Below are 22,493 nucleotides of genomic sequence, written 5' to 3' on the forward strand. Positions count from 1 at the left end.
AAATCAATTATGAGAAAAATACTAATTCCAATATTAAGCTTCACACTTATATTTTCTTGTATGAGTGATGAGCAATATGATGATCTAAATCAAGATCCCAAAAACCCAACTCAAGTCACCGCGGACGTATTATTCACCTCCGCTACAAAAAGCTTGTTTGATCAAATGTCTAGTACTAATGTAAACAACAACGTATTTAAATTGTTTGCACAATACTTTACACAAACAACCTATATTGATGAATCTAACTACGACTTAAATGGAAGAACGATAACCGATTCTCATTGGTCTGAAATGTATAGTAATGTGCTATTTGATCTTAAAGACTCAAGTGAAAAAGTAATGGCAGATGCCGCTTTAACTGAGAATGAAAAATCAGGTCGCTTAGCTCAAATAGAAGTCTTATCTGTTTATACTTGGCAACAGCTCGTAGATACTTTTGGAGATATTCCTTATACACAAGCTTTAGATATCGCACAATATCCTTTACCTGAATATGATGATGCAGAAACCGTTATTTATCCAGATTTAATCACACGAATTGATGCTATTTTAGCTAATTTCGATTCTGGAGAAGGTTTTGACAGTACTGGTGATAGAGTTTACGAAGGAGACATGGACGCATGGAAGAAATTTGCAAACTCCTTAAAACTAAGAATAGGGATACGCTTATCTGATAAAAATCCTGTTCTTTCTAGAGCTGCTGTAGAATCTGCAGTATCTGATGGAGTATTTACATCTAACGCAGATAATGCATTACTAAACTACCTTAGTGCAACACCAAATACAAACCCATTATGGGTAGATTTAGTAGAGTCAGGACGTCAAGATTTTGTGGCTGCAAATACTATCGTTGATATTATGAATGGCCTAGATGACCCAAGAAGATCATTATACTTTAGAGAGAATTTAGGATTAGACACTTTTGTTGGTGGAGAATATGGTGATTCTAATAGTTACACCACAAATTCTCAACTCGGTGATCTACTGCATGAAGCTAGTTTTGCTGGCGTATTAATGGATTATTCTGAAGTCTCTTTTTATTTAGCTGAGGCTGCAGAACGCTCATATAATGTCGGTGGCACTGCTGACGAATTTTATAATAATGGTATAACTGCCTCAATAGAATATTGGGGAGGAACTCCAAGTGACGTAACAAGCTACTTAGCAGCTTCAGATGTAGATTATGCGACTGCAACTGGTACATGGAGAGAGAAAATTGGAACTCAATTTTGGTTAGCTATGTATAACAGAGGTTTTGAAGGTTGGACTGTATGGAGAAAATTTGACTATCCAATCTTAAATATTGCTGCTGACTCTGAAGATCCAGTACCTCTTAGGTATACTTACCCTGTTGATGAACAGAACTTAAATAGCGCAAATTGGGATGCTGCATCTACAAGTATAGGTGGCGATGCACAGTCTACTAAACTATTTTGGGATACCATGTAATATAGTTTTAAAATAATTAAAAGCCTCATGATTTTCTTATGAGGCTTTTTTTATACCTTTACCGCATGAAGAACGAAACTACAATTTTTGGAATTAGAGCAATTATAGAAGCCATTAAGTCTGGCGAAACTATAGATAAGGTATTTATGCAGAAAGGCCTTCATGGTGAATTATTTCAAGGATTAGAACTTGCCATCCGCACGGAAGGTATTAATTCTTCATATGTGCCTGTTGAAAAACTTAACCGCTTAACTAAAGGAAATCATCAAGGTGCAGTTGCTCAGATATCTCCTATTGAGTTTCATGATTTAGATGAATTGGTGGTAAATGTTCTTGAATCTGGTAAAACACCGTTATTTTTATTACTCGATCAATTGAGTGATGTTAGAAACTTTGGCGCCATTGTCCGTACTGCAGAATGTACAGGTGTTAATGGTATTGTTATTCAGAAAAAAGGTGGTGCCCCAATTAATGGTGACACTATTAAAACAAGTGCTGGTGCAATTTTTAAAATTCCTATCTGTAAAGTAGATCATATTAAAGATGCTGTGTTTCATATGCAAGCCTCTGGAATACGCGTAATTGCTGCAACAGAAAAAGCAGAAAATTATGTATACAATGTTTCATTTAAAGAACCTTGCGCCATAATCATGGGATCTGAAGGTAGAGGGATTAATCCTTCCGTATTAAAAGTCGTTGACGACAAAGCCAAACTTCCTATTTTAGGTGAAATAGAATCATTAAACGTTTCTGTAGCTTGTGGTGCATTTTTATATGAAGCAGTAAGGCAGCGCAGTTAATATTGACTTATAACAGGACCTACTCTATATTATTTGTTTTTAATAATCTCATTTTCTGATTTTTTAAAGGTATAATTAATACAAATATTTTTGTGATGACTAGAAGTCTCTTGAATATTTTCATCTTCAATTTCAGGCTCTATTATTTCCTCTTGTTCTAATTCTATAAAGTTTCCATTCTCGTCAAAATGCTTCATAAAAGGATCGTCATCTTCATTATAATTAGGTTGCTCCCACTTATAACGATCTGGTTTTGCTACTTGTTTTCTAAACAATAAGGCAAATACTAAACCTGTAATTAAACCTCCCAAATGCCCTTCCCAGGACATACCGTTTTTTATAGGAAACACATACCAAATCATACTTCCATATAAAAAAATCACCACTAAAGAAAGCGCTATTAATCTATAGTGCTTAGCAAAAATCCCTTTAAAAAACATAAAGCTAACTAAAACATAGATTAACCCACTTACCCCTATATGATTTCCAGACTCACCTATAAACCAAGTTAAAAGTCCAGAAAGAATAATACCAAAACCTATAACCTTCCAAGCTATTTTACGATAGAAATAAAACAATGCTATTGATAGCACAAATAACGAAACAGAATTGTTATAAATATGATTTATATCGCCATGTAAAAAAGGACTTGTAAAAATTCCTAGAAGCCCCTCTAGTTTTTGAGGCCTAATTCCAAATGCTTTAATACCGCTATCAATTCTTACTTGATACCAAAACACAATCCATATAACAAATATGATCACTAACGGATAGATGATTATGTTGTTAGAGTATTTAAAATGTTGTGTTTTATTCATAATCTAATTTAAAGAGTGTATTTCAAAATTATAGCCAAAGATCAATTGTCTGAAATATTGGCAGAAATACAATTCTAAACTTATTAATTTTTATATGAATTTAATCAAATTCATCAATACATCACAAAAGCATTTTGTAATTTTGAATTATGAATATTCCATTAGCAGAACGTTTACGACCTCATAACCTAAATGACTATTTGAGTCAACAACATTTAGTAGGTAAAGAGGGCATGTTGTATCATCAGATAAAAAGTGGAGTTCTTCCTTCGCTTATACTTTGGGGGCCACCAGGAATTGGCAAAACAACATTAGCTAATATTATTGCTAACGAATCTGAACGGCCTTTTTTTAAATTAAGCGCAATCAATTCTGGTGTTAAAGACATTAGAGAAGTTATTGATAAAGCAAAGAAAAGTGGAGGATTATTTACAGCTAAAAATCCTATTTTATTTATTGACGAAATACATAGATTCAGCAAATCTCAACAAGACTCATTACTAGAAGCTGTAGAAAAAGGTTGGGTTACATTAATTGGTGCTACAACTGAAAACCCAAGTTTTGAAGTCATTTCTGCATTATTATCTAGATGTCAAGTCTATACTTTAAACGCTTTTAGTAAAACCGATTTAGAAGCCTTATTACAACGCGCAATTACACAAGACACTGCTCTTTCAAAGTTAAATATTACACTAAAAGAAACAGAAGCTTTATTGAGATTATCTGGGGGAGATGCTAGAAAGTTATTAAACGTTTTTGAATTACTGGTCTCTTCTTTTAAAGGAGAAGATGTTATTATCACAAATGATTTGGTGATGAAACAAGTACAACACAAAGCGGCTCGATACGATAAAACTGGCGAACAACATTATGACATTATTTCTGCGTTTATAAAATCTATTCGTGGTAGTGATCCTAATGCTGCTGTATATTATTTAGCGCGAATGATTGAAGGTGGTGAAGATGTAAAATTTATAGCAAGACGTTTATTGATTTTAGCGAGTGAAGATATTGGCAATGCAAACCCTACAGCTTTGGTGCTTGCCAACACCACTTTTCAGGCCGTTTCTGTTATTGGTAATCCAGAATCACGGATTATACTAAGTCAATGCGCCACGTATTTGGCGAGTTCACCAAAAAGTAATGCAGCCTACGAAGCGATAGGCAGAGCACAACAATTAGTAAAGGAAACAGGAGATTTATCAGTTCCTATTCCTATGCGAAATGCTCCAACAAAATTAATGAAAGAACTCGGTTATGGAGAAGCTTATAAATATTCTCACAATTACCAAAATAACTTTGCACATCAAGAGTTTCTTCCTGAAGAAATAGCAGACACCAAATTATATAACCCAGGGAACAATGCCCGAGAACAATCGCAACGCAATTATTTAAAAACGCTTTGGAAAGACAAGTATGATTATTAAAATTTAATATTTAAAACCTTTGTTTCGGTTATTGTTCCATCATTTTTTGAATAAACCCATTGCCCATCTTTATTAAAAACAATAGCATTAGCATCTTTTACTAAAAACACATCTTTAGCTTGCGTAATAAGTAAAATCATGACCACTTTTGGTTCTGAGTTTACAAGTTGAAATCCTCTTGTTATAGCTTGTGCATAAAATAAGTTTTCAGCTGTTTTATTAGTTGAAAAGGTTGCAGCTATATCCCCCTTTACTTTCTCTTCATTTTCTACAGCCTTACTTACAACTTCAGCTTTTACAACTTCTTCGCTTAAAGATTTCTCTTCTTCTGCTGTTTTAGTAACGTTTTCTACTCCTGTATATTTATAATCTAAATCTTGAAAACTTTCAAACGCCCCTCTTAAGGCTAGGTTGTATGCTTTAGCATATTCTTTTAATCGTGATTCTCCAATCTTAGAAGTCATAACCACATTATCAAAGCAGTCTTTCAATGTTATTTCTAAGCTAGTTTTAAACATTGAACTTTGCTCATTTGAAACATGAACAAATAAACCTTTGCATCGATTATTTTTTAAATCTTCAGGAGCATCATCTATAGAGTAGGCGTCATACCCATACTTATTGAATAAAAATTTAGTGAGAGAATTTAATTGATATTGATCATCTCCTTTAGAAAACTCAAAAGCTTTTGGTATAATGATGTACTTATAATCATTAATGCTCTTTTGAGCATTTCCAATGATGCTTATTAGAATAAATGAAACTGTAAATATTATCTTTTTAAACATTTTATTTAAATTTTAAAGGTGATTTGTAAGCATTTTTAAATTTGTAATTCTTTTATAAGCATGGTTCTGTTCAGCATCCTTATAATCAAAATGAATTGTGTCCATTCCTATATTATGGGCACCTTCAATATCGGCTTCTAAACTATCTCCAATCATCAAACTTTCATTTGCATTTGCTTTAGCAAGGTCTAATGCAAAATTGAAAATTTTGGGATTAGGTTTTTTAACGCCTACCATTTCTGAGTTTGTAACGGTATTAAAGTACTTTTTAATATTTGAAGAGATCATTTTTTTTTCTTGAGCTTCCTCAAACCCGTTAGTAATAATATGTAATTGGTATTTATCTTTCAAATAGTCTAAAATTTCAAAAGCACCATCAAAGAGGTGATTAAATGATGATAGATTATCAATATAGGCATCAGATAAATGATTAATTACATCATCTTCAACTTCAACACCTACTCCATCAAAAGTATCTTTTAATCTGCCGTAGCGTAATGCAGATTTGGAAACTTTCTCTTCTCTATAAAGTTTCCAGTAATTAAGATTTATAGATTCGTAAACTGGCAAAAAATCAATTAAACTAACGTTAATCTTATTCAGTTTAAAAATCTTTTCAAAAGTTAATCCCGAATTTTTATCAAAGTCCCAAAGTGTATGGTCCAAATCAAAAAAAACATGTTTTATCTGCTTATTCATTCTTCGGATTCTAATATTAAGTTGAATAGCGACCTAAAACCTTTCCATCGTTCTAAATCACTAAATGAATAATTGTGAAATATTGGCGTAAAGATACCGTTTACGGCTTTCACCTCTTCAATTATTTTTTGCAAATGTTCTGTTTTATCTAGTAACGAATGATATTTTAATAACGCAAAATCTAAACAATGATATGGGTTTATTTGCAGTGGTGTTTGCACCTCATAATCTAAATCGTAAAATTGAAACGGTGTACAAGTACCTGCTCTAAAACCTAAAGTGTCTATGTATCCCATTGTAAAATCTTGATTAATTTCTAATTCTACCAAGTTCCTGTACGAAATAGGCAAATTTAATTTAGAAAAGGAATGGCGCACTGCATTTAAATCTACATGCGTTATTGTCTCCATTTTAAGTTTTTCTTTCTTAAGAATAGCAACATCATTTAATGAAAAATAAGATGCTTTAAGACCAACACTACAGTAATCTGAGATAGACTTAATTAGAGATATAAAATCTTTTTTGGTTGTGTTTATATTTTTGTCATAAGTAGAATAATCACCTATTAAAAACAACACCATAAACTTAATTTTATTAGACTTCTGTTTTCTAACAATCCATTTAAAAGTATCATAAGGATCACGTTTAAACCCCATTAAAACAGTGTATCTATAATATAACTGTTTCAACTTTAAACGTCGTAAATCATTTAATGTTCCTCCAATGGTGCGCAAAAAACCTTTATGCTTAAAATAGTATGCCATTGGCACATCTATTACAGGTTGCACCATATATTTTCTTCCTGGGAAATTATAATCTGAAAAACGTGCTTGCAGTACATCCTGTAGTTTATAAGCCCAAATATCAACCACTGGTTGGCTTAAAAAATCGTTATGATAGGCTAAACTTTCAGAAGCTAAAAAGCGACCATAATCATCCTTAACATGAGGTAAGTATTCTTCATACCGACTTAACAAATAAAAAGATGCGGCAAAAATATCGAAAGGCAAATCACTTCGCTCGCTTGTTGCAAAAAAACCTTTGGTATCATCCCATTTTTGAACATTAATTTCGAGATCAGTTAAACCATGATCAAACAATAAATCATTACTTCTAACAAACAATTCATTACTTAAGGGCTTCTTGGCATAAGACATTTTAAGACTATCATGAGCTATAAAATCTTCCACTTTAGATGTAAATCTCACTTCTAAACCTAAAATACGTTTGCAGATATGCTTAAACGTGTAGGTAACACGTGGTGTAATTTTATGAGTATAAACTAATAACATAAGGGCTTTAAAATTCTAAAAGATAAAAATAAGAAATTCGAACTGCATTAGCTGTTAATTCTAATATGAGTTCACACGTAAATATAAAGTTGTCGTTTTAAAAGACTAGCTCATTTGATTTTCATCGGCAAAGCTATAATAAGCATTTTCTGTTATAATGAGATGATCTAAAACTGAAATATCTAAGCTTTGAGCAGCAAGTTTCAATTTCTGAGTAATATCTATATCAGCTCTACTAGGCTTTAAGGTTCCTGAAGGATGATTATGACATAATATTAAAGCGACAGCCCCAACTTCTAAGGCATTCTTAAGAACCAAGCGGACATCTACTAAAGTTCCTGTTATTCCCCCTTTACTTAATTGATTTTTCTTAATTACCTTATTAGAGTTATTAAGATAGAGAATCCAAAATTCTTCATGGGGTAAATCTCCAATAATGGGTTGCATTATATCAAAAACAGATCGACTAGAGTTAACCTTATCTAACCGCAACGCATCTTCTAGCCTTCTACGCCTCCCCAATTCTAAAGCCGCAGTAATCGTAATTGCCTTAGCTTCACCAATACCTTTAAACTCCATTAATTGCGCAATAGACAATTTACCCAAAGCATTAAGATTGTTATTTACACTTGCAAATATGCGTTTACAAAGAGCAACAGCACTTTCTTCTCGATTACCACTACCTATTAAAATAGCTATAAGTTCGGCATCACTCAAAGTCGTTTTCCCCTTGTCTCTAAGCTTCTCTCGAGGCTGATCATCTTGTGACCAATTTTTAATTGAAAACGAATTAGGTTTCTCTGACATGCACTAAAGATAAAAAATTGTAAATTTCGAGTGTCATTAAATTCAAATATTATGAAATCTATTTTTGAAGAATCCGGTTATAACGAAATTAAAACACGTATCGTAACTCTAAATAAAGACTCTGAATCTCAATGGGGTAAAATGAATATCGGACAAATGGCCTGGCATTGCCAAGGTCCTTTTAATATTATGCTAGAAAAAGAAGACTATAAATTAAAACCTAACTGGTTAGCTAAAGTATTTTTCAAAAAGTCTCTATATAATGATAAACCCTGGAAAAAAGGATTACCAACAGCTAGGGTTTTAAAAACAAAAGAATCTAAAGATTTTAATACTGAAATATCTAAGTTAAAACCTTTAATTAACGAAAGCTATGCTCTTAAAGACAAAACGGAATGGACACCTCACCCTGCATTTGGTTATTTTACAGCACAACAATGGGGACAAATGCAATACAAACATTTAGATCACCATCTTAAACAGTTTGGCGCATAAATTAACCTAACAACCATTTTTAATCATTAACTATATTTCATTTGTATCCACCAAAACAACATCAAGATAACGACATAAATCATTTGATTGAAGTCATCAAAACATACCCTTTAGCAACCGTAATATCAGTAGCAAATAATCTTCCCTTAATTACTCATTTACCTTTAATTTATAAAGATAAAAAGCTAATTGGCCACATTGATATTAATAACCCACAAGCTAAATTATTAAAAGACAATCGTGATGTGACACTTATTTTTAGCGGACCAGAATGCTATATATCACCTAGTATTTTTGAAACAGCGCATCTTCCGACTTGGAATTATATTAAAGTACACTTAACAGGAAAAGCTAGAGCTAATACAGATAAAGTAGCTTTAAAAAGATCATTAATAAGCATGACTGAATTTTTAGAAGCTCCTGAACAGAAATATGTTTTAAATGCAGATAATCCTCGATTAGATAAAAACCTTGATTACATTGTAATGTTCGAAATTACCATTACCCATTGGGAAGGTAAATTTAAACTATCTCAAGATAAAAAACCTAGTGATATAAATGCCGCTAGAGAAGAGTTAGTCAGAGCCTACAAAATAAATATTGAACAATTTCTAAAGAACATATTCTAAACCCTAAATTATGAAATATCTAATTAGCTTTTTTATTGCCCCCCTTTTTATTTTAAGCGCTGTCAGCCAAAAAGAAACCTTTATTGGTAAGTGGACTGCAGAAGATCATAACGAAATCGGTTATCTGCTTTTTGACAGTGAAGGCTATGCTGCATTTGAAATTAGCGGACAAATTATGGGAGGGAAAGAGTTCTATATAAACGACCAAAAAGGAAAAATGACCTACGCTATTAATTATGAAACTACTCCTATTGAAATAGACTTTACATTGACTAAAATTGAATCTGGAGAATCTAAAAAACTTCTTGGCATAGCTGAATTCACGGATAAAAACACAGTAAATTTCAATATCAATTTTGACAATGTAAGACCATCTCAGTTCGATAAAAATTCAATCACACTAAAACGCGTGAAGTAAAACTTGCTTTTCAAATTATAAACTACCTTATATAATCGTAATTATAAGGTAGTTTTTTGTTATTTAGCAGTTCCATAAAATTGAATCTAAAAACAGAATACGGAATGCCAATTACACTTTTATCATCACCATTACAAGGGTTTACTGACTTTCGATTTCGGAATGCCTTTAATCATTATTTTGGTGGAATTGATACATTTTATGCGCCTTACATAAGATTCAATAAAAAATTAATCATAAAAAACTCTTATAAACTCGACTTACAACTCGAAAATAATTCTGAACTCGAAGTGATTCCGCAAATCATGACCAATAGTGCTGATGAATTTCTATTTGTTGTCGATTATATTCAAGAATTAGACTACAAAGAATTAAACTGGAATTTAGGTTGTCCATACCCAATGGTAACAAAACGTGGTATGGGTTCTGGATTGATATGCGACCCGGAAAAAATCAATCATATTTTAGATCGTGTGCACCGTGAAACAGATATTCTTGTTTCAATGAAAATGCGCATGGGTTATGAAAACCCAGAAGAAATATTAAACACCTTCCCTATTCTAGATCAATATCCACTAAAAAATATAGCGATTCACGCCCGTATAGGAAAACAACTTTATAAAGGTGGTGTAAATTTAGAGGCCTTTGAAAAATGTACAGAAAGCACCAAACACAAACTCTATTACAATGGTGATATTACATCTGTGGCAAAATTAAAAGAGATGCAAACCCGTTTTCCTAGTATCGATCATTTTATGATTGGTAGAGGACTCATTGCTGATCCGTTTTTACCTAGTATGATTAAAAATGATACTACAGAATATCCAGAAAATAGATGGGAAATTTTTAGAGAATTCCATGATACTATTTACCATCAGTATGATGAAGCTTTATCTGGGCCAACTCCTATAAAAATGAAAATGCAAGGGTTTTGGGAATATTTTGCTCAGTCGTTTTCAAACCCACAGAAAGCATTCAAAAAAATAAAAAAAGCAAATAATCCTAAAGCTTACCAACAAGCTGTTGCTGAGATTTTAAAGAATGGGTAGATTTCAAACTATATTTGCATCAAACTATTTCAAATTTAGTTTCATTTTCAACTTCAACATGTGAAAGATCTTTTACTCATAACACCTCCATTCACCCAATTAAATACGCCTTATCCTGGCACAGCCTATCTTAAAGGTTTTTTAAACACGAAAAGTATAGACGCTTTTCAAATGGATTTGGGTATTGAAGTTATTTTAGAACTTTTCACTAAAAGCACATTTAAAGAAATTTTTGAACTTGCTTTTGAAAACAATCGCATTCAAACAGAAAACTGTCAACGTATTTATGCTCTAAAAGAGCATTATTTACAATCGCTAGATGATATAATCTTATTTCTACAAGGTAAAAATCAAACTTTTGCTAGACAGATTTGTACCAATGGTTTTTTACCACAAGCCTCACGTTTTGAACAATTAGATGATATGGATTGGGCTTTTGGCTCTATGGGAAACCAGGACAAGGCTAAACATTTATCTACGTTATATATTGAAGATTTATCAGACTTTATTGTAGAATGTATTGATCCCGATTTTGGTTTTAGCCGTTACGCTGAGCGCTTAGGACAAAGTGCAAATTCTTTTGATGAACTTTATGAGAATTTACAAGATGACAGTACTTTTATAGATCAAATTACATTAGAAATATTAGACGCTCAAATTAAAGAAACACAGCCAAAACTGATTTGCTTTTCGGTACCTTTCCCTGGTAATTTATATAGTGCTTTTCGTTGTGCACAATTTATAAAATCTAATTATCCTGAGATTAAAATTGCCATGGGAGGCGGATTTCCGAATACAGAATTGCGTTCCGTAAATGATGTTAGAGTTTTTGAGTTTTTCGACTTTATAACTTTAGATGATGGTGAACTTCCAATTGAGTTATTACATAACGTTGTCCTTAAAAACGAAACTTCTTTTAAACGTACTTTTCTATTAGAAAACGGAAGCATAGTTTATAAAAATAATAACACAGCCCCAGATTACAAACAACAAGATGTTGGCACCCCTGATTATTCCGATTTATTATTAGATCAATATATTTCTGTTATAGAAATTGCAAATCCTATGCATAGTTTATGGAGTGATGGCCGATGGAACAAACTAACCATGGCACATGGTTGTTATTGGGGGAAATGTACGTTTTGCGACATTTCATTAGACTATATTAAAATTTACGAGCCTATTGCTGCAAGTCTTTTAGTAGACCGCATGGAAACGTTAATTGAACAAACTGAAGAAACTGGATTTCACTTTGTAGATGAAGCTGCACCACCGTCTTTAATGAAAGCTTTAGCACTCGAAATTATTAAAAGAAACCTCAGCGTTACTTGGTGGACAAACATTAGATTCGAGAAGAATTTTACGCAAGACCTTTGTGTTTTACTAAAAGCATCTGGATGCATTGCTGTTTCTGGTGGTTTAGAAGTAGCTTCCGACCGTTTACTTGCATTGATTGATAAAGGTGTTACAGTAGAGCAAGTAGCACAAGTAACACGTAATTTTACCGAAGCAAACATTATGGTACACTCATACTTAATGTATGGCTACCCAACACAAACTGTGCAAGAAACCGTTGATAGTTTAGAAATGGTACGTCAGCTTTTTGAAGTTGGAATTTTACAGTCTGGCTTTTGGCACCAATTTGCATTAACAGCTCACAGTCCTGTTGGTTTACACCCGGAAGAATATGGCATTTCACCTAATTACAAAAACATCACTTTTGCGAATAATGATGTTGATTTCACGGATTCTACAGGCATTGATCACGCACAATTTAGTTTCGGATTAAAAAAATCACTCTTTAACTTTATGCATGGTATTGGTTTTGAAATCCCTTTACAAGATTGGTTTGAATTCGATATTCCTGAAACTGATATTGATCCTGATTTTATTTATAATTGCTTAGCACAAGAACCTGTTTTTAATATTAAACCAACAGCAAAAATTGCTTGGTTAGGTACATTTCCTTTAGTTCACGAATTTTCTAAAACTAAAAAAGGACATAAAAATGACTTTATGGAAATCACATTTCATGATACCGTAGAAACATTTCAGATTACAACAGAAAAAGAAAAAGGAAACTGGTTATTAGATACTTTAGAACAAATTACCCCTCAAAACAAACCGCAATCTTTTAAACAATTAAAAGTCAGTTTTGAAACACATTTTGAAGATTTTGAATTGTTTTGGTATTCAAAACCTATTCATGTATTGAGAGATCATGGTTTATTGGTTTTATAAATTCAACTTAAAAAACAACAATTAAAGCATGATAAATTATTAGCCTACAATTTGTCATCTCCAAAAATTTCGCAGAACTTTGACGCTTCAAAATGCTGAGTTATAAAACTTAGTTTCAAACTAAAAAAGATAATTTCTTAATGAGAAGACACAAAGCCATTCGATTTTTAATGGTCATATCTGTGTTATTGGTACTCGTTATGTTTTTAACCATGGTGGTCAAAGAATATTACGAATTGAAGGGCACTATTTTTATATCTGCGCTTCTAATTCTACCAACATTAATTTTCGGATACAAATATTTAGATTTACACCACGAAGATTACGCCTACGAGAAAATATCTATCGTCATTTGGGTTCCTATAGGCGCAGTACTATGCTATCTCTTAAATATTGTTGGTGGTTTAGGTAGTATTTTAGCGGTTGGTATTGTTGGTACAATTGCTGCATTTTTACCTCATCTTAATAAAAGATCTAATTATTTAAAACAATTACCTGCAAGTATTTATTGTGGTGCTTTTGTAGGAATGTCTAGTGTAGAAACAACGCCTCATATTTGGTTTGTAATTGCTGCCGGAACCTTAGCGGGTTTCTTTTTTATGATCTCTAAAAATTTATTTTTAGGTGTTGGCGGTAAGCTAGGAACTATGGCTTTTGGCGGTGTTATTGCTGCTTCATTTATATACTGGTTAATTGTATGAACGAATTTATCCTCATCATATCCGGTATTTTAGGTGCAACACTAACCTTTTTCATTAGTGAAAAACTTAGGCAAGGCGCTGTTAAAGCTTCAGCATTACTGTCTTTAATTGTTGGATTGTTCTTTTATTGCTTTCCAGACTTACTTAGCCCTTACTTAACGAAGCATATTCAAATTGTATTTATAGGCTCATCATTTATCGGCATGGTTTCAGCAAGCACCATGAAGAGTTATACACTATTAGCGATAGCAGGAACACTATTCACTATTATCTATATGAGTAAAAAAAATGTATTTAATGGCTATGGCGGATCATTAGGAACGCTTGCTTTTGTTTCATTACTGAGCACAATGGCATTTGCTACCGCTGTATCTCAGCAAACTAAAATTAAGAATACAATTTCAGTATTTTGGAAAAAGATATTCAAACGTAAAAAGTAATTTCGCTGTTCTTATTTCAAATCTTTTTTTCATCTCAAAACCTTATAAGAAGCATGTCTTATAGATTATAACATGGTCTTATGAAAACTATAACAAACATCCTGTAAGGCTTTAAAGAAATTCTTAACTAACGTATCTTTACAACCTATTTAAAAGTGGAAATTATGCAAGACAATAAAACACTCAATTATATAAAAGATGTATTAGAACAAATGCCTTCAGACTGGCTAAATCTAACAACGCATCGCTTAGATATTTACAATGAAAAATTGGCTAAAACACAATTTTTAGATCAGTTTGAAACCTTATACAAAGACAATAATTCAGAATCTTCTGCATTAAAAGTTTTACCTACAGCATACGATTATATTCGATTAGGTCACCCTTTATCTAGTATTTTAGAATGGGGAATTGCCAACTTGAATGATTTACATTCTGAAAACGTGATTAGTTTTGGCTCTCAAACAGTTCCTGTTTTAGCAATTCTAAGAACCAATTTATTAGAAAACAAAAACACGCAAATTGTTTATACAGATGAATTACCAAAATATTTTGATGCTGAACTTATAAAGCATGTTTATGGTTACAATTTTGAAGTAAAACAAGTTGGAAAAGTAAACGAAATTCCTAAGTTTGAAGGCAGTACTATTTTTATTTCTAAAGAAGATAAAATTGGTACATATGACCTGAATCCTAATATAGACTTCATTATAAGTCTGCACGATCACCTTGGAAGTATTTTAGTCGTTAATGGGGAAGAAAACGAACATTATGTTTCCGATATTCAGCATGTAAGACGAAGAGAAACTGTTGCCATGACACCTTCAAATTCACTTATTGCTTTAAAAGCATTAGTTGCTCAAACATTTATAGCGACTAAAGACGATAACGTTGAAGCAAATAAAGTTAGTGTTTTAAATTCACTTAAAGACATTACAGCAACCACAGCATTACCTTTAGTGGCTTCTAGCGGACTTTCTATGCAATATGCCATTATGATGGGATTAGTTGATGATGCTTTAGAAAAACACAAAGGAAAAGCTATTAAATTTATTGTACCACCAAACTGTTATGGCGGCACCAATGACCAAGCCAGACGTGTTGCGGCATGTTTAGATAATGTGGAAGTTGTAGATTTACCTGTGGATGGTGATAACGATATGGTGCAAAGTATTCATACTGTTTTAACTAAAGTTGCTTTAGAGGATGCCGTTCCTTATATCATTGCTGAAATCCCAACAAATCCTAGAGTTGAAGTTCCGGATTTAGATGCCTTAAAAGCAGCTCTAAGTAAAGAACGTAAAACAGCCGAAGGTGACATTGCTATTGATCCGGTTTTTATACTAGATCAGACGTTCTGCCCTAACGTTCATTTTTTAGGTGAAGGTGAAATATTATCAACGGTAAGAACTATTTCTTACGCTAGTGGATCTAAATTTCCAAGTGGCGGAAAATGTACTGCAGGTTATTGTGTGGCCAACAATAAAGCAGAAGCGCTAATTGAAAAAATAGAACTTCATTTAACGTTATGTGATAATGAAGCTACAGATCAGCAATACGAAATATTAGCAAAGCAATTACCGTCTATGAATCAAAGAATTGCAGATGCTTACACTAACACACGCGATTTTGTAAACTATATTCATGAAACATTACCTGGTGCTAAAATCAATTTTGTTTCTGAAGAATTAGCTGCACAAGGATTTACACCTTCTGTTTTTTCATTAGATCTTCCTACAAAAGGAAATACTGCTGAAGAAAAAGAAACGTATAAACGTGCTTTAAATCATAAGTTAATCAACTTAATGATTACAGAAATCCCTGATGAGAGTAAATACTGTGTGAGTTACGGTCAATTAAAAGGTTGTTACTGGACGATTCCGGCAACTTCTACCCAAGGTACCACAAAAGAAGGCGATAAAGATTATATTGCACGTGTTGCTTTGTCACCAAATATGGATTTAGAATTACACAAAAAAGTGTTTTTAGATTTTGTTGAAAGCATATAAATAATAGTCATCGTCAGTTCGAGTGTTTATTGATTTGAAGTGCAACGGAAAATCAATAAATGTATCGAGAACAATTTGTTTTACTAACCGTTCCCGATACGATTTTAAAAAAATAAAATCACTAGAACTGACGTTGAATATCGATTGAGGATTTCAAAACATACAAGTAAAATCAATTTTAATAAAAAATACAAATGGAAATTTTAGAGTGGATACAAGATTGGTTTAAAGAGAATGCTGATGGCGAATGGGAAAAAGGTGATGCGATCCAAATAACCACTTTAGACAATCCAGGTTGGGATGTTGAAATTGATATTTCAAAAACATCAATAGCTAATCTTGAAATAAAATGGGTTCTTAACGAAAACGGCAGACAAGATTGGTATGGTGTAAAAATATCAAATCAAAGATTCAGAGCTGCTGGTGATGCTAGCAAACTAACTTTTCTATTGAATCTTTTTAGAGAGATGATTGAGAAAATTGAAAACGAATAAGATATTTATTTTTAGATTTCAACTAAAAAAATAATATAATTTATACAAATTAAAAGAACTCCTACTTTCGTAGGAGTTCTTTTATTGCATTAAAATCTAAACCACCATAGTTACCAGAACTCATTAATAATAACGACTTATTATTGAAATTCTGTTGGAATAAAAAAGCCTTAAAATCTTCTGGATTGGTGTAAATAATTAAATCCTTACGTTCAAAAGCATTTGCAATTTGCTCATGCGATACTTCTTCTAATTGTTTTATTTCAACAGCATGCGGCGAGTAGAAAACTACAGCAACATCTGCTGCATCTAAAGTGCCTTTATATTCTTTTAGAAATTCAGCATTTAAGCTACTATAGGTATGTAGTTCTAAACACGCTACCAAAGTTCGATCACTATATTGTTCTTTTACAGCTCTTGTTGTGGCCTGTACTTTACTTGGAGAATGCGCAAAATCCTTATAAGCTACACTTGTTTTAGACTCTGCAATTTTCTCTAAACGTTTGCTTGCTCCCTTAAAAGTAGAAATAGCTTCATAGAAATCATCTTCATCGATTCCCATGTGTTGGCAAATCCATTTGGCTCCTGCTAAATTATTCAAATTGTGTGCACCAAATATTTCAATTGGCATTGGTCCTTCTGGGGTTTCCAATAACGTTTCACCATCTTCAACCGTATATTCAGGTGTTGTATATGGAATTTTTCGAATCTGATTTTCTGACGCTTCAACGACGCGCTTAACCTCAGCATCTTCCTCATTGTAACTTATACTTCCTCCTGTAACTATGGAATCTACAAATATCTTGAATTGCTCTACGTAATTTTGATAAGTAGGAAATACGTTAATATGATCCCAAGCTATGCCACTTAATAAGGCAATATTTGGCTTATATAAATGAAATTTTGGTCGCATATCAATCGGAGAGCTTAAATACTCATCTCCTTCTAACACCATAAAATCATTATCTTCAGTAAGTTTTACCATCACATCAAAACCTTCAAGCTGCGCACCAACCATATAATCTACATCGCGATCGTGATAATGCATTACATGCAAAATCATAGATGTTATTGTTGTCTTTCCATGACTTCCACCAATAACCACACGTGTTTTATTTTTAGCTTGCTCATATAAAAATTCTGGATAACTATAGATTTTTAAACCGAGTGCTTGCGCTTTTAACAATTCTGGGTTATCAGCTTTAGCATGCATACCTAATACAATAGCTTCTAAAGCTGAAGTTATTTTTTCAGGATACCAACCAAAAGCTTCAGGCAATAAACCTTTAGCGTCTAATCTCGATTTTGAAGGTTCAAAAATAGTATCGTCGCTTCCTGTAACTTTATAACCTTTATTGTGAAGTGCTATGGCCAAATTGTGCATTGCTGCACCACCTATAGCGATAAAATGTACGTTCATAGTATCCTTAAATATGTCCCGTAAAAATACTATAAGTTTTTTTAAATGTGAAGAACTAACAGGTATACCTTATTATCAAGTTAAGTTACTAAAGATTTGGATTAACGGACAAACTATTAAATAATTTAGCTTTAGTATTAAAAAATTTATTTTGAATCGCTATTGCTTTTAATTGCCCATCTATTAGCTTAGACTCTCTTGAATTCACTAGAAACAAAGAACTTTCACCGAGTTGAAATTTGCGCTCTTCCGCTTGTAACATGCGTTCATAATCGAAAACCATTTCGTTGGTAATTTCATTTTGAATACTATAAGATTCTAGCTCTTGCTTTAAAGCTGAAATTTTATTTTGAAGATTAACACGAGTTGCGTCAATTTCAAATTGGGTATCTTGCTGTTTTAACTTAGCTAGTTTTAAATCGCCACGTTCTTTTCTTAAAAACAATGGAAAACTAACCGTTAATCCACCTTTATAATCTGCTGTATTAAACGTCTGAGTAACCTCTGGTGCTTCGGTTAAAAAATTATAATCAGCATTAATCTTTGGTAAAAGCTTATTTGCTTTCAATCTTCGCTCCACATCTAAACCTTCTAATTTATAATTTAGAGACAGCATTTTTGGATGTTCATCTAATATAACATCTTGTGTTCGTAATTTATTGATATTAAAAGCTGCATCTACAATAGATTCTGTATGCACATCAGGAACCATATCTGGCTGCAATTCTACTGGCACATTATTTTCTAACCATAAAAAATTAGACAATTCTAATGCTGTCTTCATTAGTTTAACTTTGGATTGCTCTAAACTTAACTTTCTATTATTAACTGCAATTCGAGCCTCAGTAGCTTCAATTTCTGCATTTTCTCCTACCTCAACTCCTTTTTCTATTCCTGTGTAACGCAATTCTGCATTGATTAAAATATTTTCGAATAATTTAAGTTCGTTATACGCTTGCAGCCATTTGAAATAAACCAGAGCTGCATCGTACAATATAGTATTTACATAAACATCTCTATCTAGTTCTGCTTGCTTTCTATACAGTTTAGCCTGTTTTAAAGCTGCCATTCTGCTATTTATCCACAAACCTTGACCTAAAGGAACTGAAACACCAGCACTATATAAACCGTTATCTGGCACGTTAGATTCTGGATTTAAATAATAACCGGAGTTATCATCAAAAGCGGCCTTTACTTCTACCCCAAACCACGTTGGAATTTTAAATGTTCCGTTAAGTTTATCGTAATAATCTGTGTTCTTGAATTTCTTTTGACTGTAATCTACTTCAATTTTGGGATCAAAAGCACCTCGAGATTTCATCAGTTTGGCTTGACTTTCATCAATAATCAATTCGGCTTGTTTTACAATAGGATGAAACTTTTTTACATAACCTAAATATTCATCAAAACGAAGAACTTTAGAAACCGCATTGGATTGTGTAAATCCAAAACAAGTATAGCTGACAAAAAACAATGTTAATACATACTTCATTTTCACTTAGTTTTAGTATTAGCAGATGCTTTTGGCTGATAGTAATTAGGTGGAAATCCGTTAAGCTGCCTCCATAATTCAAACCAAATAGGAACATCTTCTAATAACGCCATTGTATATGCTCCAGAACCTGCTCTAATTGCTTCTGGCCAAGCTTGAGTATCCTCATCTGGCGCTAATAAAACTCTAAACTTTCCATTTGGACTTATAAAATTTTCTACAGCAACTACTTTTGCACCATATGTACCGTAGGATATATCTGGCCAACCACTAAATATCATTGCTGGCCAACCATCAAATTGTACCCGTACTTTTTCGCCGATATTAATTAACGGCAAATCAATAGGTGCTACGTAAGTTTCTACTGCTAAATCCACGTTTGCAGGCATAATCCCTACTAAATTTTCACCTTCTTTAAACGTTTGTCCTATACCTCCTCTAATTGCTCTATTGATATAGCCATCATAAGGCGCTCTAACAAATCGTAAATCATTACGCATTTGGTAATTTGAATACGCATTATCTAATTTAGACACCTGAGCTTCTGTATCAAATTGACTAGACTGTGCAGTATACTTGTCGCTCTGTGCTTTAGAAATTTTATCTGCATACATTGCATTTACTCTAGAAATTTCTACCCGCGCATTAATAATTTCATTTCTACTAGCTAATAATTTATTTTCTTGAGATATCAATTTCGCTTCGGTTTCTTGAAGTTTCAATCTCGCATCTTCTACATCTTTTGTTGCCTTAAACCCTTCTTCCTTTAAGGTTGCTGTTCTGTTATACTTTGACTGCGCTATTGCAATATTTGTTTTTGCAGCTTCAAAATCTATGCTGTCACTTTTTACTTTAAGTTTAGATTGTAACAATTTATTTTTTGCTTGCTCTAATTTTAAACCTCGCTCATTTAATAATGCAGCTATCTGTCGGTCCAATGCTTTTACTTTTTCTTCATACGAACCAACAGATTGTGCTTTAGAACTGCGTTGTTCTGCTGTTCGCTTTACCAAATCTGGATCAAAATATTCACTTTTAATTTCAGAAATTTGCATAATAGTATCACCTTTAGCCACAAAATTCCCTTCTGAAACGTACCACTTTTCTATTCTACCTGGAATTGGAGACTGAATTGTTTGTGGTCTTTGATCTAAACTTAATGTTGTTACATTTCCATTACCCGATATATTTTGCGTCCATGGCAAGAACAAAATAAAACCAATAATAATTGCTGAGGCTAATAAAAAACGATTGAAATACTTATAATATCTACTATTAAAAATACGCTGTCCTGATTTAAATTTTTTTAAATCTACAGACTTGTTAAGTTGGTTATGAGATATGTTTAACATTGCAAATTCTTTTAAATTATTTCTCCTTTTTTAAGCGTAATTACTTGAGTACAATTTTTCTTCCAATTATCGGTTTTACTCACGACTACTAAAGCCCAAGGATTTGCCGTATCGGTTAAAAAATCTACTATTCTATCTGATTCATCAGCCTCAAAATACTCTAAAGGGTCTTCTAAAATTAATAACCTAGGCTTATTTACAATGGCTCGTGCTAAAGCTATTTTTTTGGTAATTGTAAATGATGTTTGTTTTCCTTCTGGGTTTAATATGGTGTTTAATCCTTTTGGACTTTCTTTTACAAATTGATTCAATTCTACTTTATCTATAGCCCATAATAATTGTGCTTCCGAAATGTTTTTATTTCCGAAGGTGATATTTTCCCTAATGGTTGCTTCAAAAGGTGTTTCATCTGAAAGCGATAACCCTACATGCGATCTATAGTGATTGATATTAATGTTTTTTACATCATAATCATTTATAAAAACACGTCCTTTTGTAGGCTCTACAACACCACCTATTAAACGTAACAAACTAGATTTACCCGAACCACTCTCACCGGTTATTAGTAACTTACAATTAGTCGTTATTTTTAAAGAGATTTTCTTTAAAATATGTAATTCTCTGTTAGGAACTCCGTAAGAAACATTATCTAATTCAACAGTAAAGTCGCCATTAAAAAGTGGTTTATCACCTTCTTGGTTTTCCAATTTTTTATCGACTACTTGTCCCATTTTTTCTAATGAGGTTAAGACATCATAAAAAGACTCTAGGCTAAGAATTAATTTCTCTACAGAGGTAATTACTAATAGAATGATGATTTCAGCTGCCACAAATTGCCCTATATTCATTTCTTGATTTAAAACCAATAAGCCACCAATTGACAATAAACCTGCAGTTACTAAAACTTTAAAGCCTATCATTTGTATAAATTGAATGACTAAAATCTTAAAATGCTTTTCTCTAGACTCTAAATAATCATGAACTAAATCATCATTTTTATCAATCGCTAATGACGTTTGACCAGAGAGTTTAAAACTAACAACAGCTCTGGCAACTTCTTGAATCCAATGTGCAACCTTATATTTAAATTTAGATTCTACCAAACTGGTATCCATACCTGATTGCGCAGTAAATTTGAATACCGTATATATTAAGACTAATAATAAAATACCAAATGCAATAAAGAAAGGGTGATAAAAAGACAATAATATTAAGGCGAAAATAATTTGTAAAATAGCTGCTGGGATATCAACTAAAATTTTAGATAAACCTTTTTGAATATTCAAAATATCGAAAAAACGATTGGCTAATTCTGGCGGATAATGACTTCTTAATTCACTCATTTTCATTTTTGGAAAACGATACGTAAACTCAAAGGAAGCGCGCATAAAAATTCGCTGCTGAATTGTTTCAATAATTCTTAACTGCATTAACTGCAAAACACCAACAAAAGCAACTCCCAAGGTTACCAAAATAACCAAAACCACCCAAGACGTACTAACCTGAGCCCCTTGTAATAGATTAATAATAGCTTGGATCCCTAAAGGCAAAGTCATGCTTAATAATCCTGAAAAAATAGCGTAATAAATTACTTGCCTAATATCTCTTTTTTCAAGCTTTACAAGACCTACAAAGCGCTCCCAAGGCGACATAACATTTTTATTTTTCAT

General features: G+C 32.6%; 21 protein-coding genes. 12 read left to right on the forward strand and 9 right to left on the reverse strand.

Annotation, left to right across the window (positions count from 1 at the left end):
• The first annotated feature begins 9 nt into the window (after positions 1 to 9).
• Positions 10 to 1,452, forward strand: a complete 1,443-nt coding sequence (locus HM985_RS13320; RefSeq protein ID WP_179376723.1) for a SusD/RagB family nutrient-binding outer membrane lipoprotein — start codon at positions 10 to 12, stop codon at positions 1,450 to 1,452.
• Positions 1,453 to 1,517: 65 nt separating this feature from the next.
• On the forward strand, positions 1,518 to 2,252 hold the full coding sequence (rlmB, locus tag HM985_RS13325) for a 23S rRNA (guanosine(2251)-2'-O)-methyltransferase RlmB (RefSeq protein ID WP_179376724.1): 735 nt from the start codon (positions 1,518 to 1,520) through the stop codon (positions 2,250 to 2,252).
• A 29-nt stretch (positions 2,253 to 2,281) separates the two neighbouring features.
• Here rlmB and HM985_RS13330 read toward each other — a convergent pair whose 3' ends face one another.
• On the reverse strand, positions 2,282 to 3,070 hold the full coding sequence (locus tag HM985_RS13330; protein WP_179376725.1) for a rhomboid family intramembrane serine protease: 789 nt from the start codon (positions 3,068 to 3,070) through the stop codon (positions 2,282 to 2,284).
• A 149-nt stretch (positions 3,071 to 3,219) separates the two neighbouring features.
• On the opposite strand from HM985_RS13330, the gene HM985_RS13335 reads away from it, so the two are divergent.
• Positions 3,220 to 4,497 (forward strand): replication-associated recombination protein A, encoded by a 1,278-nt coding sequence (locus HM985_RS13335; RefSeq protein WP_179376726.1) that lies wholly within the window; start codon positions 3,220 to 3,222, stop codon positions 4,495 to 4,497.
• Here the strand turns inward: HM985_RS13335 and HM985_RS13340 are convergent.
• From HM985_RS13340 to radC, 4 genes are all read right to left on the reverse strand, one after another.
• Positions 4,494 to 5,285 (reverse strand): hypothetical protein, encoded by a 792-nt coding sequence (locus tag HM985_RS13340; protein ID WP_179376727.1) that lies wholly within the window; start codon positions 5,283 to 5,285, stop codon positions 4,494 to 4,496. The genes HM985_RS13335 and HM985_RS13340 overlap by 4 nt on opposite strands.
• Before the next feature lie 12 nt (positions 5,286 to 5,297).
• On the reverse strand, positions 5,298 to 5,984 hold the full coding sequence (locus HM985_RS13345; protein WP_179376728.1) for a YjjG family noncanonical pyrimidine nucleotidase: 687 nt from the start codon (positions 5,982 to 5,984) through the stop codon (positions 5,298 to 5,300).
• The gene (locus HM985_RS13350; RefSeq protein ID WP_179376729.1) at positions 5,981 to 7,276 is read right to left on the reverse strand and encodes a polysaccharide deacetylase family protein; all 1,296 of its coding nucleotides are present in this window, start codon (positions 7,274 to 7,276) and stop codon (positions 5,981 to 5,983) included. Before HM985_RS13350 ends, HM985_RS13345 begins: the two co-directional genes overlap by 4 nt.
• A gap of 105 nt (positions 7,277 to 7,381) precedes the next feature.
• Positions 7,382 to 8,083 carry a RadC family protein gene (radC, locus tag HM985_RS13355; RefSeq protein WP_179376730.1) on the reverse strand — a complete coding sequence of 234 codons (702 nt, stop codon included), beginning with the start codon at positions 8,081 to 8,083 and terminating at the stop codon, positions 7,382 to 7,384.
• Positions 8,084 to 8,134: 51 nt separating this feature from the next.
• On the opposite strand from radC, the gene HM985_RS13360 reads away from it, so the two are divergent.
• The 9 genes from HM985_RS13360 (at position 8,135) to HM985_RS13400 (ending at position 16,559) form a co-directional block, all read left to right on the forward strand.
• Positions 8,135 to 8,578 (forward strand): DUF1569 domain-containing protein, encoded by a 444-nt coding sequence (locus HM985_RS13360; protein WP_179376731.1) that lies wholly within the window; start codon positions 8,135 to 8,137, stop codon positions 8,576 to 8,578.
• Between the two features lie 41 nt (positions 8,579 to 8,619).
• Positions 8,620 to 9,207 (forward strand): FMN-binding negative transcriptional regulator, encoded by a 588-nt coding sequence (locus HM985_RS13365; RefSeq protein ID WP_179376732.1) that lies wholly within the window; start codon positions 8,620 to 8,622, stop codon positions 9,205 to 9,207.
• A 10-nt stretch (positions 9,208 to 9,217) separates the two neighbouring features.
• Positions 9,218 to 9,625, forward strand: coding sequence for a hypothetical protein (locus HM985_RS13370; protein WP_218843424.1), 408 nt, complete (start codon positions 9,218 to 9,220; stop codon positions 9,623 to 9,625).
• A 104-nt stretch (positions 9,626 to 9,729) separates the two neighbouring features.
• Positions 9,730 to 10,674, forward strand: coding sequence for a tRNA dihydrouridine synthase (locus HM985_RS13375; protein ID WP_179376808.1), 945 nt, complete (start codon positions 9,730 to 9,732; stop codon positions 10,672 to 10,674).
• Positions 10,675 to 10,734: 60 nt separating this feature from the next.
• Positions 10,735 to 12,915 (forward strand): B12-binding domain-containing radical SAM protein, encoded by a 2,181-nt coding sequence (locus tag HM985_RS13380; protein WP_179376733.1) that lies wholly within the window; start codon positions 10,735 to 10,737, stop codon positions 12,913 to 12,915.
• A 140-nt stretch (positions 12,916 to 13,055) separates the two neighbouring features.
• The gene (locus HM985_RS13385) at positions 13,056 to 13,616 is read left to right on the forward strand and encodes a hypothetical protein (protein WP_179376734.1); all 561 of its coding nucleotides are present in this window, start codon (positions 13,056 to 13,058) and stop codon (positions 13,614 to 13,616) included.
• Positions 13,613 to 14,056 carry a hypothetical protein gene (locus HM985_RS13390; RefSeq protein ID WP_179315555.1) on the forward strand — a complete coding sequence of 148 codons (444 nt, stop codon included), beginning with the start codon at positions 13,613 to 13,615 and terminating at the stop codon, positions 14,054 to 14,056. Before HM985_RS13385 ends, HM985_RS13390 begins: the two co-directional genes overlap by 4 nt.
• Positions 14,057 to 14,220: 164 nt before the next feature.
• The gene (locus HM985_RS13395; protein ID WP_179376735.1) at positions 14,221 to 16,065 is read left to right on the forward strand and encodes a PLP-dependent aminotransferase family protein; all 1,845 of its coding nucleotides are present in this window, start codon (positions 14,221 to 14,223) and stop codon (positions 16,063 to 16,065) included.
• Between the two features lie 194 nt (positions 16,066 to 16,259).
• Positions 16,260 to 16,559, forward strand: a complete 300-nt coding sequence (locus tag HM985_RS13400; RefSeq protein WP_179376736.1) for an immunity 53 family protein — start codon at positions 16,260 to 16,262, stop codon at positions 16,557 to 16,559.
• 61 nt (positions 16,560 to 16,620) lie between these two features.
• On the opposite strand, the gene HM985_RS13405 is transcribed toward HM985_RS13400, so the two are convergent.
• From HM985_RS13405 to HM985_RS13420, 4 genes are all read right to left on the reverse strand, one after another.
• Positions 16,621 to 17,979: a UDP-N-acetylmuramate--L-alanine ligase gene (locus HM985_RS13405; protein ID WP_179376737.1), complete on the reverse strand. Its 1,359-nt coding sequence runs from the start codon at positions 17,977 to 17,979 to the stop codon at positions 16,621 to 16,623.
• An 88-nt stretch (positions 17,980 to 18,067) separates the two neighbouring features.
• On the reverse strand, positions 18,068 to 19,471 hold the full coding sequence (locus tag HM985_RS13410) for a TolC family protein (RefSeq protein ID WP_179376738.1): 1,404 nt from the start codon (positions 19,469 to 19,471) through the stop codon (positions 18,068 to 18,070).
• A 2-nt stretch (positions 19,472 to 19,473) separates the two neighbouring features.
• Complete coding sequence (locus tag HM985_RS13415) at positions 19,474 to 20,823, reverse strand: HlyD family secretion protein (RefSeq protein ID WP_179376739.1); 1,350 nt, start codon at positions 20,821 to 20,823, stop codon at positions 19,474 to 19,476.
• An 11-nt stretch (positions 20,824 to 20,834) separates the two neighbouring features.
• Entirely contained in the window at positions 20,835 to 22,493 is a 1,659-nt protein-coding gene (locus HM985_RS13420; RefSeq protein ID WP_179376740.1) for a peptidase domain-containing ABC transporter, read from the reverse strand.

The sequence above is a fragment of the Winogradskyella wichelsiae genome (assembly GCF_013403925.1).
Taxonomy (GTDB): Bacteria; Bacteroidota; Bacteroidia; order Flavobacteriales; family Flavobacteriaceae; genus Winogradskyella; species Winogradskyella wichelsiae.

Excerpts from the sequence above, each read along its gene's own strand:
- HM985_RS13320 (WP_179376723.1), top strand. The coding sequence starts at position 10 with ATGAGAAAAATACTAATTCCAATATTAAGCTTCACACTTATATTTTCT.
- rlmB (WP_179376724.1), top strand. The coding sequence starts at position 1,518 with ATGAAGAACGAAACTACAATTTTTGGAATTAGAGCAATTATAGAAGCC.
- HM985_RS13330 (WP_179376725.1), bottom strand. The coding sequence starts at position 3,070 with ATGAATAAAACACAACATTTTAAATACTCTAACAACATAATCATCTAT.
- HM985_RS13335 (WP_179376726.1), top strand. The coding sequence starts at position 3,220 with ATGAATATTCCATTAGCAGAACGTTTACGACCTCATAACCTAAATGAC.
- HM985_RS13340 (WP_179376727.1), bottom strand. The coding sequence starts at position 5,285 with ATGTTTAAAAAGATAATATTTACAGTTTCATTTATTCTAATAAGCATC.
- HM985_RS13345 (WP_179376728.1), bottom strand. The coding sequence starts at position 5,984 with ATGAATAAGCAGATAAAACATGTTTTTTTTGATTTGGACCATACACTT.
- HM985_RS13350 (WP_179376729.1), bottom strand. The coding sequence starts at position 7,276 with ATGTTATTAGTTTATACTCATAAAATTACACCACGTGTTACCTACACG.
- radC (WP_179376730.1), bottom strand. The coding sequence starts at position 8,083 with ATGTCAGAGAAACCTAATTCGTTTTCAATTAAAAATTGGTCACAAGAT.
- HM985_RS13360 (WP_179376731.1), top strand. The coding sequence starts at position 8,135 with ATGAAATCTATTTTTGAAGAATCCGGTTATAACGAAATTAAAACACGT.
- HM985_RS13370 (WP_218843424.1), top strand. The coding sequence starts at position 9,218 with ATGAAATATCTAATTAGCTTTTTTATTGCCCCCCTTTTTATTTTAAGC.
- HM985_RS13375 (WP_179376808.1), top strand. The coding sequence starts at position 9,730 with ATGCCAATTACACTTTTATCATCACCATTACAAGGGTTTACTGACTTT.
- HM985_RS13385 (WP_179376734.1), top strand. The coding sequence starts at position 13,056 with ATGAGAAGACACAAAGCCATTCGATTTTTAATGGTCATATCTGTGTTA.
- HM985_RS13390 (WP_179315555.1), top strand. The coding sequence starts at position 13,613 with ATGAACGAATTTATCCTCATCATATCCGGTATTTTAGGTGCAACACTA.
- HM985_RS13395 (WP_179376735.1), top strand. The coding sequence starts at position 14,221 with ATGCAAGACAATAAAACACTCAATTATATAAAAGATGTATTAGAACAA.
- HM985_RS13400 (WP_179376736.1), top strand. The coding sequence starts at position 16,260 with ATGGAAATTTTAGAGTGGATACAAGATTGGTTTAAAGAGAATGCTGAT.
- HM985_RS13405 (WP_179376737.1), bottom strand. The coding sequence starts at position 17,979 with ATGAACGTACATTTTATCGCTATAGGTGGTGCAGCAATGCACAATTTG.
- HM985_RS13410 (WP_179376738.1), bottom strand. The coding sequence starts at position 19,471 with ATGAAGTATGTATTAACATTGTTTTTTGTCAGCTATACTTGTTTTGGA.
- HM985_RS13415 (WP_179376739.1), bottom strand. The coding sequence starts at position 20,823 with ATGTTAAACATATCTCATAACCAACTTAACAAGTCTGTAGATTTAAAA.
- HM985_RS13420 (WP_179376740.1), bottom strand. The coding sequence starts at position 22,493 with ATGAAAAATAAAAATGTTATGTCGCCTTGGGAGCGCTTTGTAGGTCTT.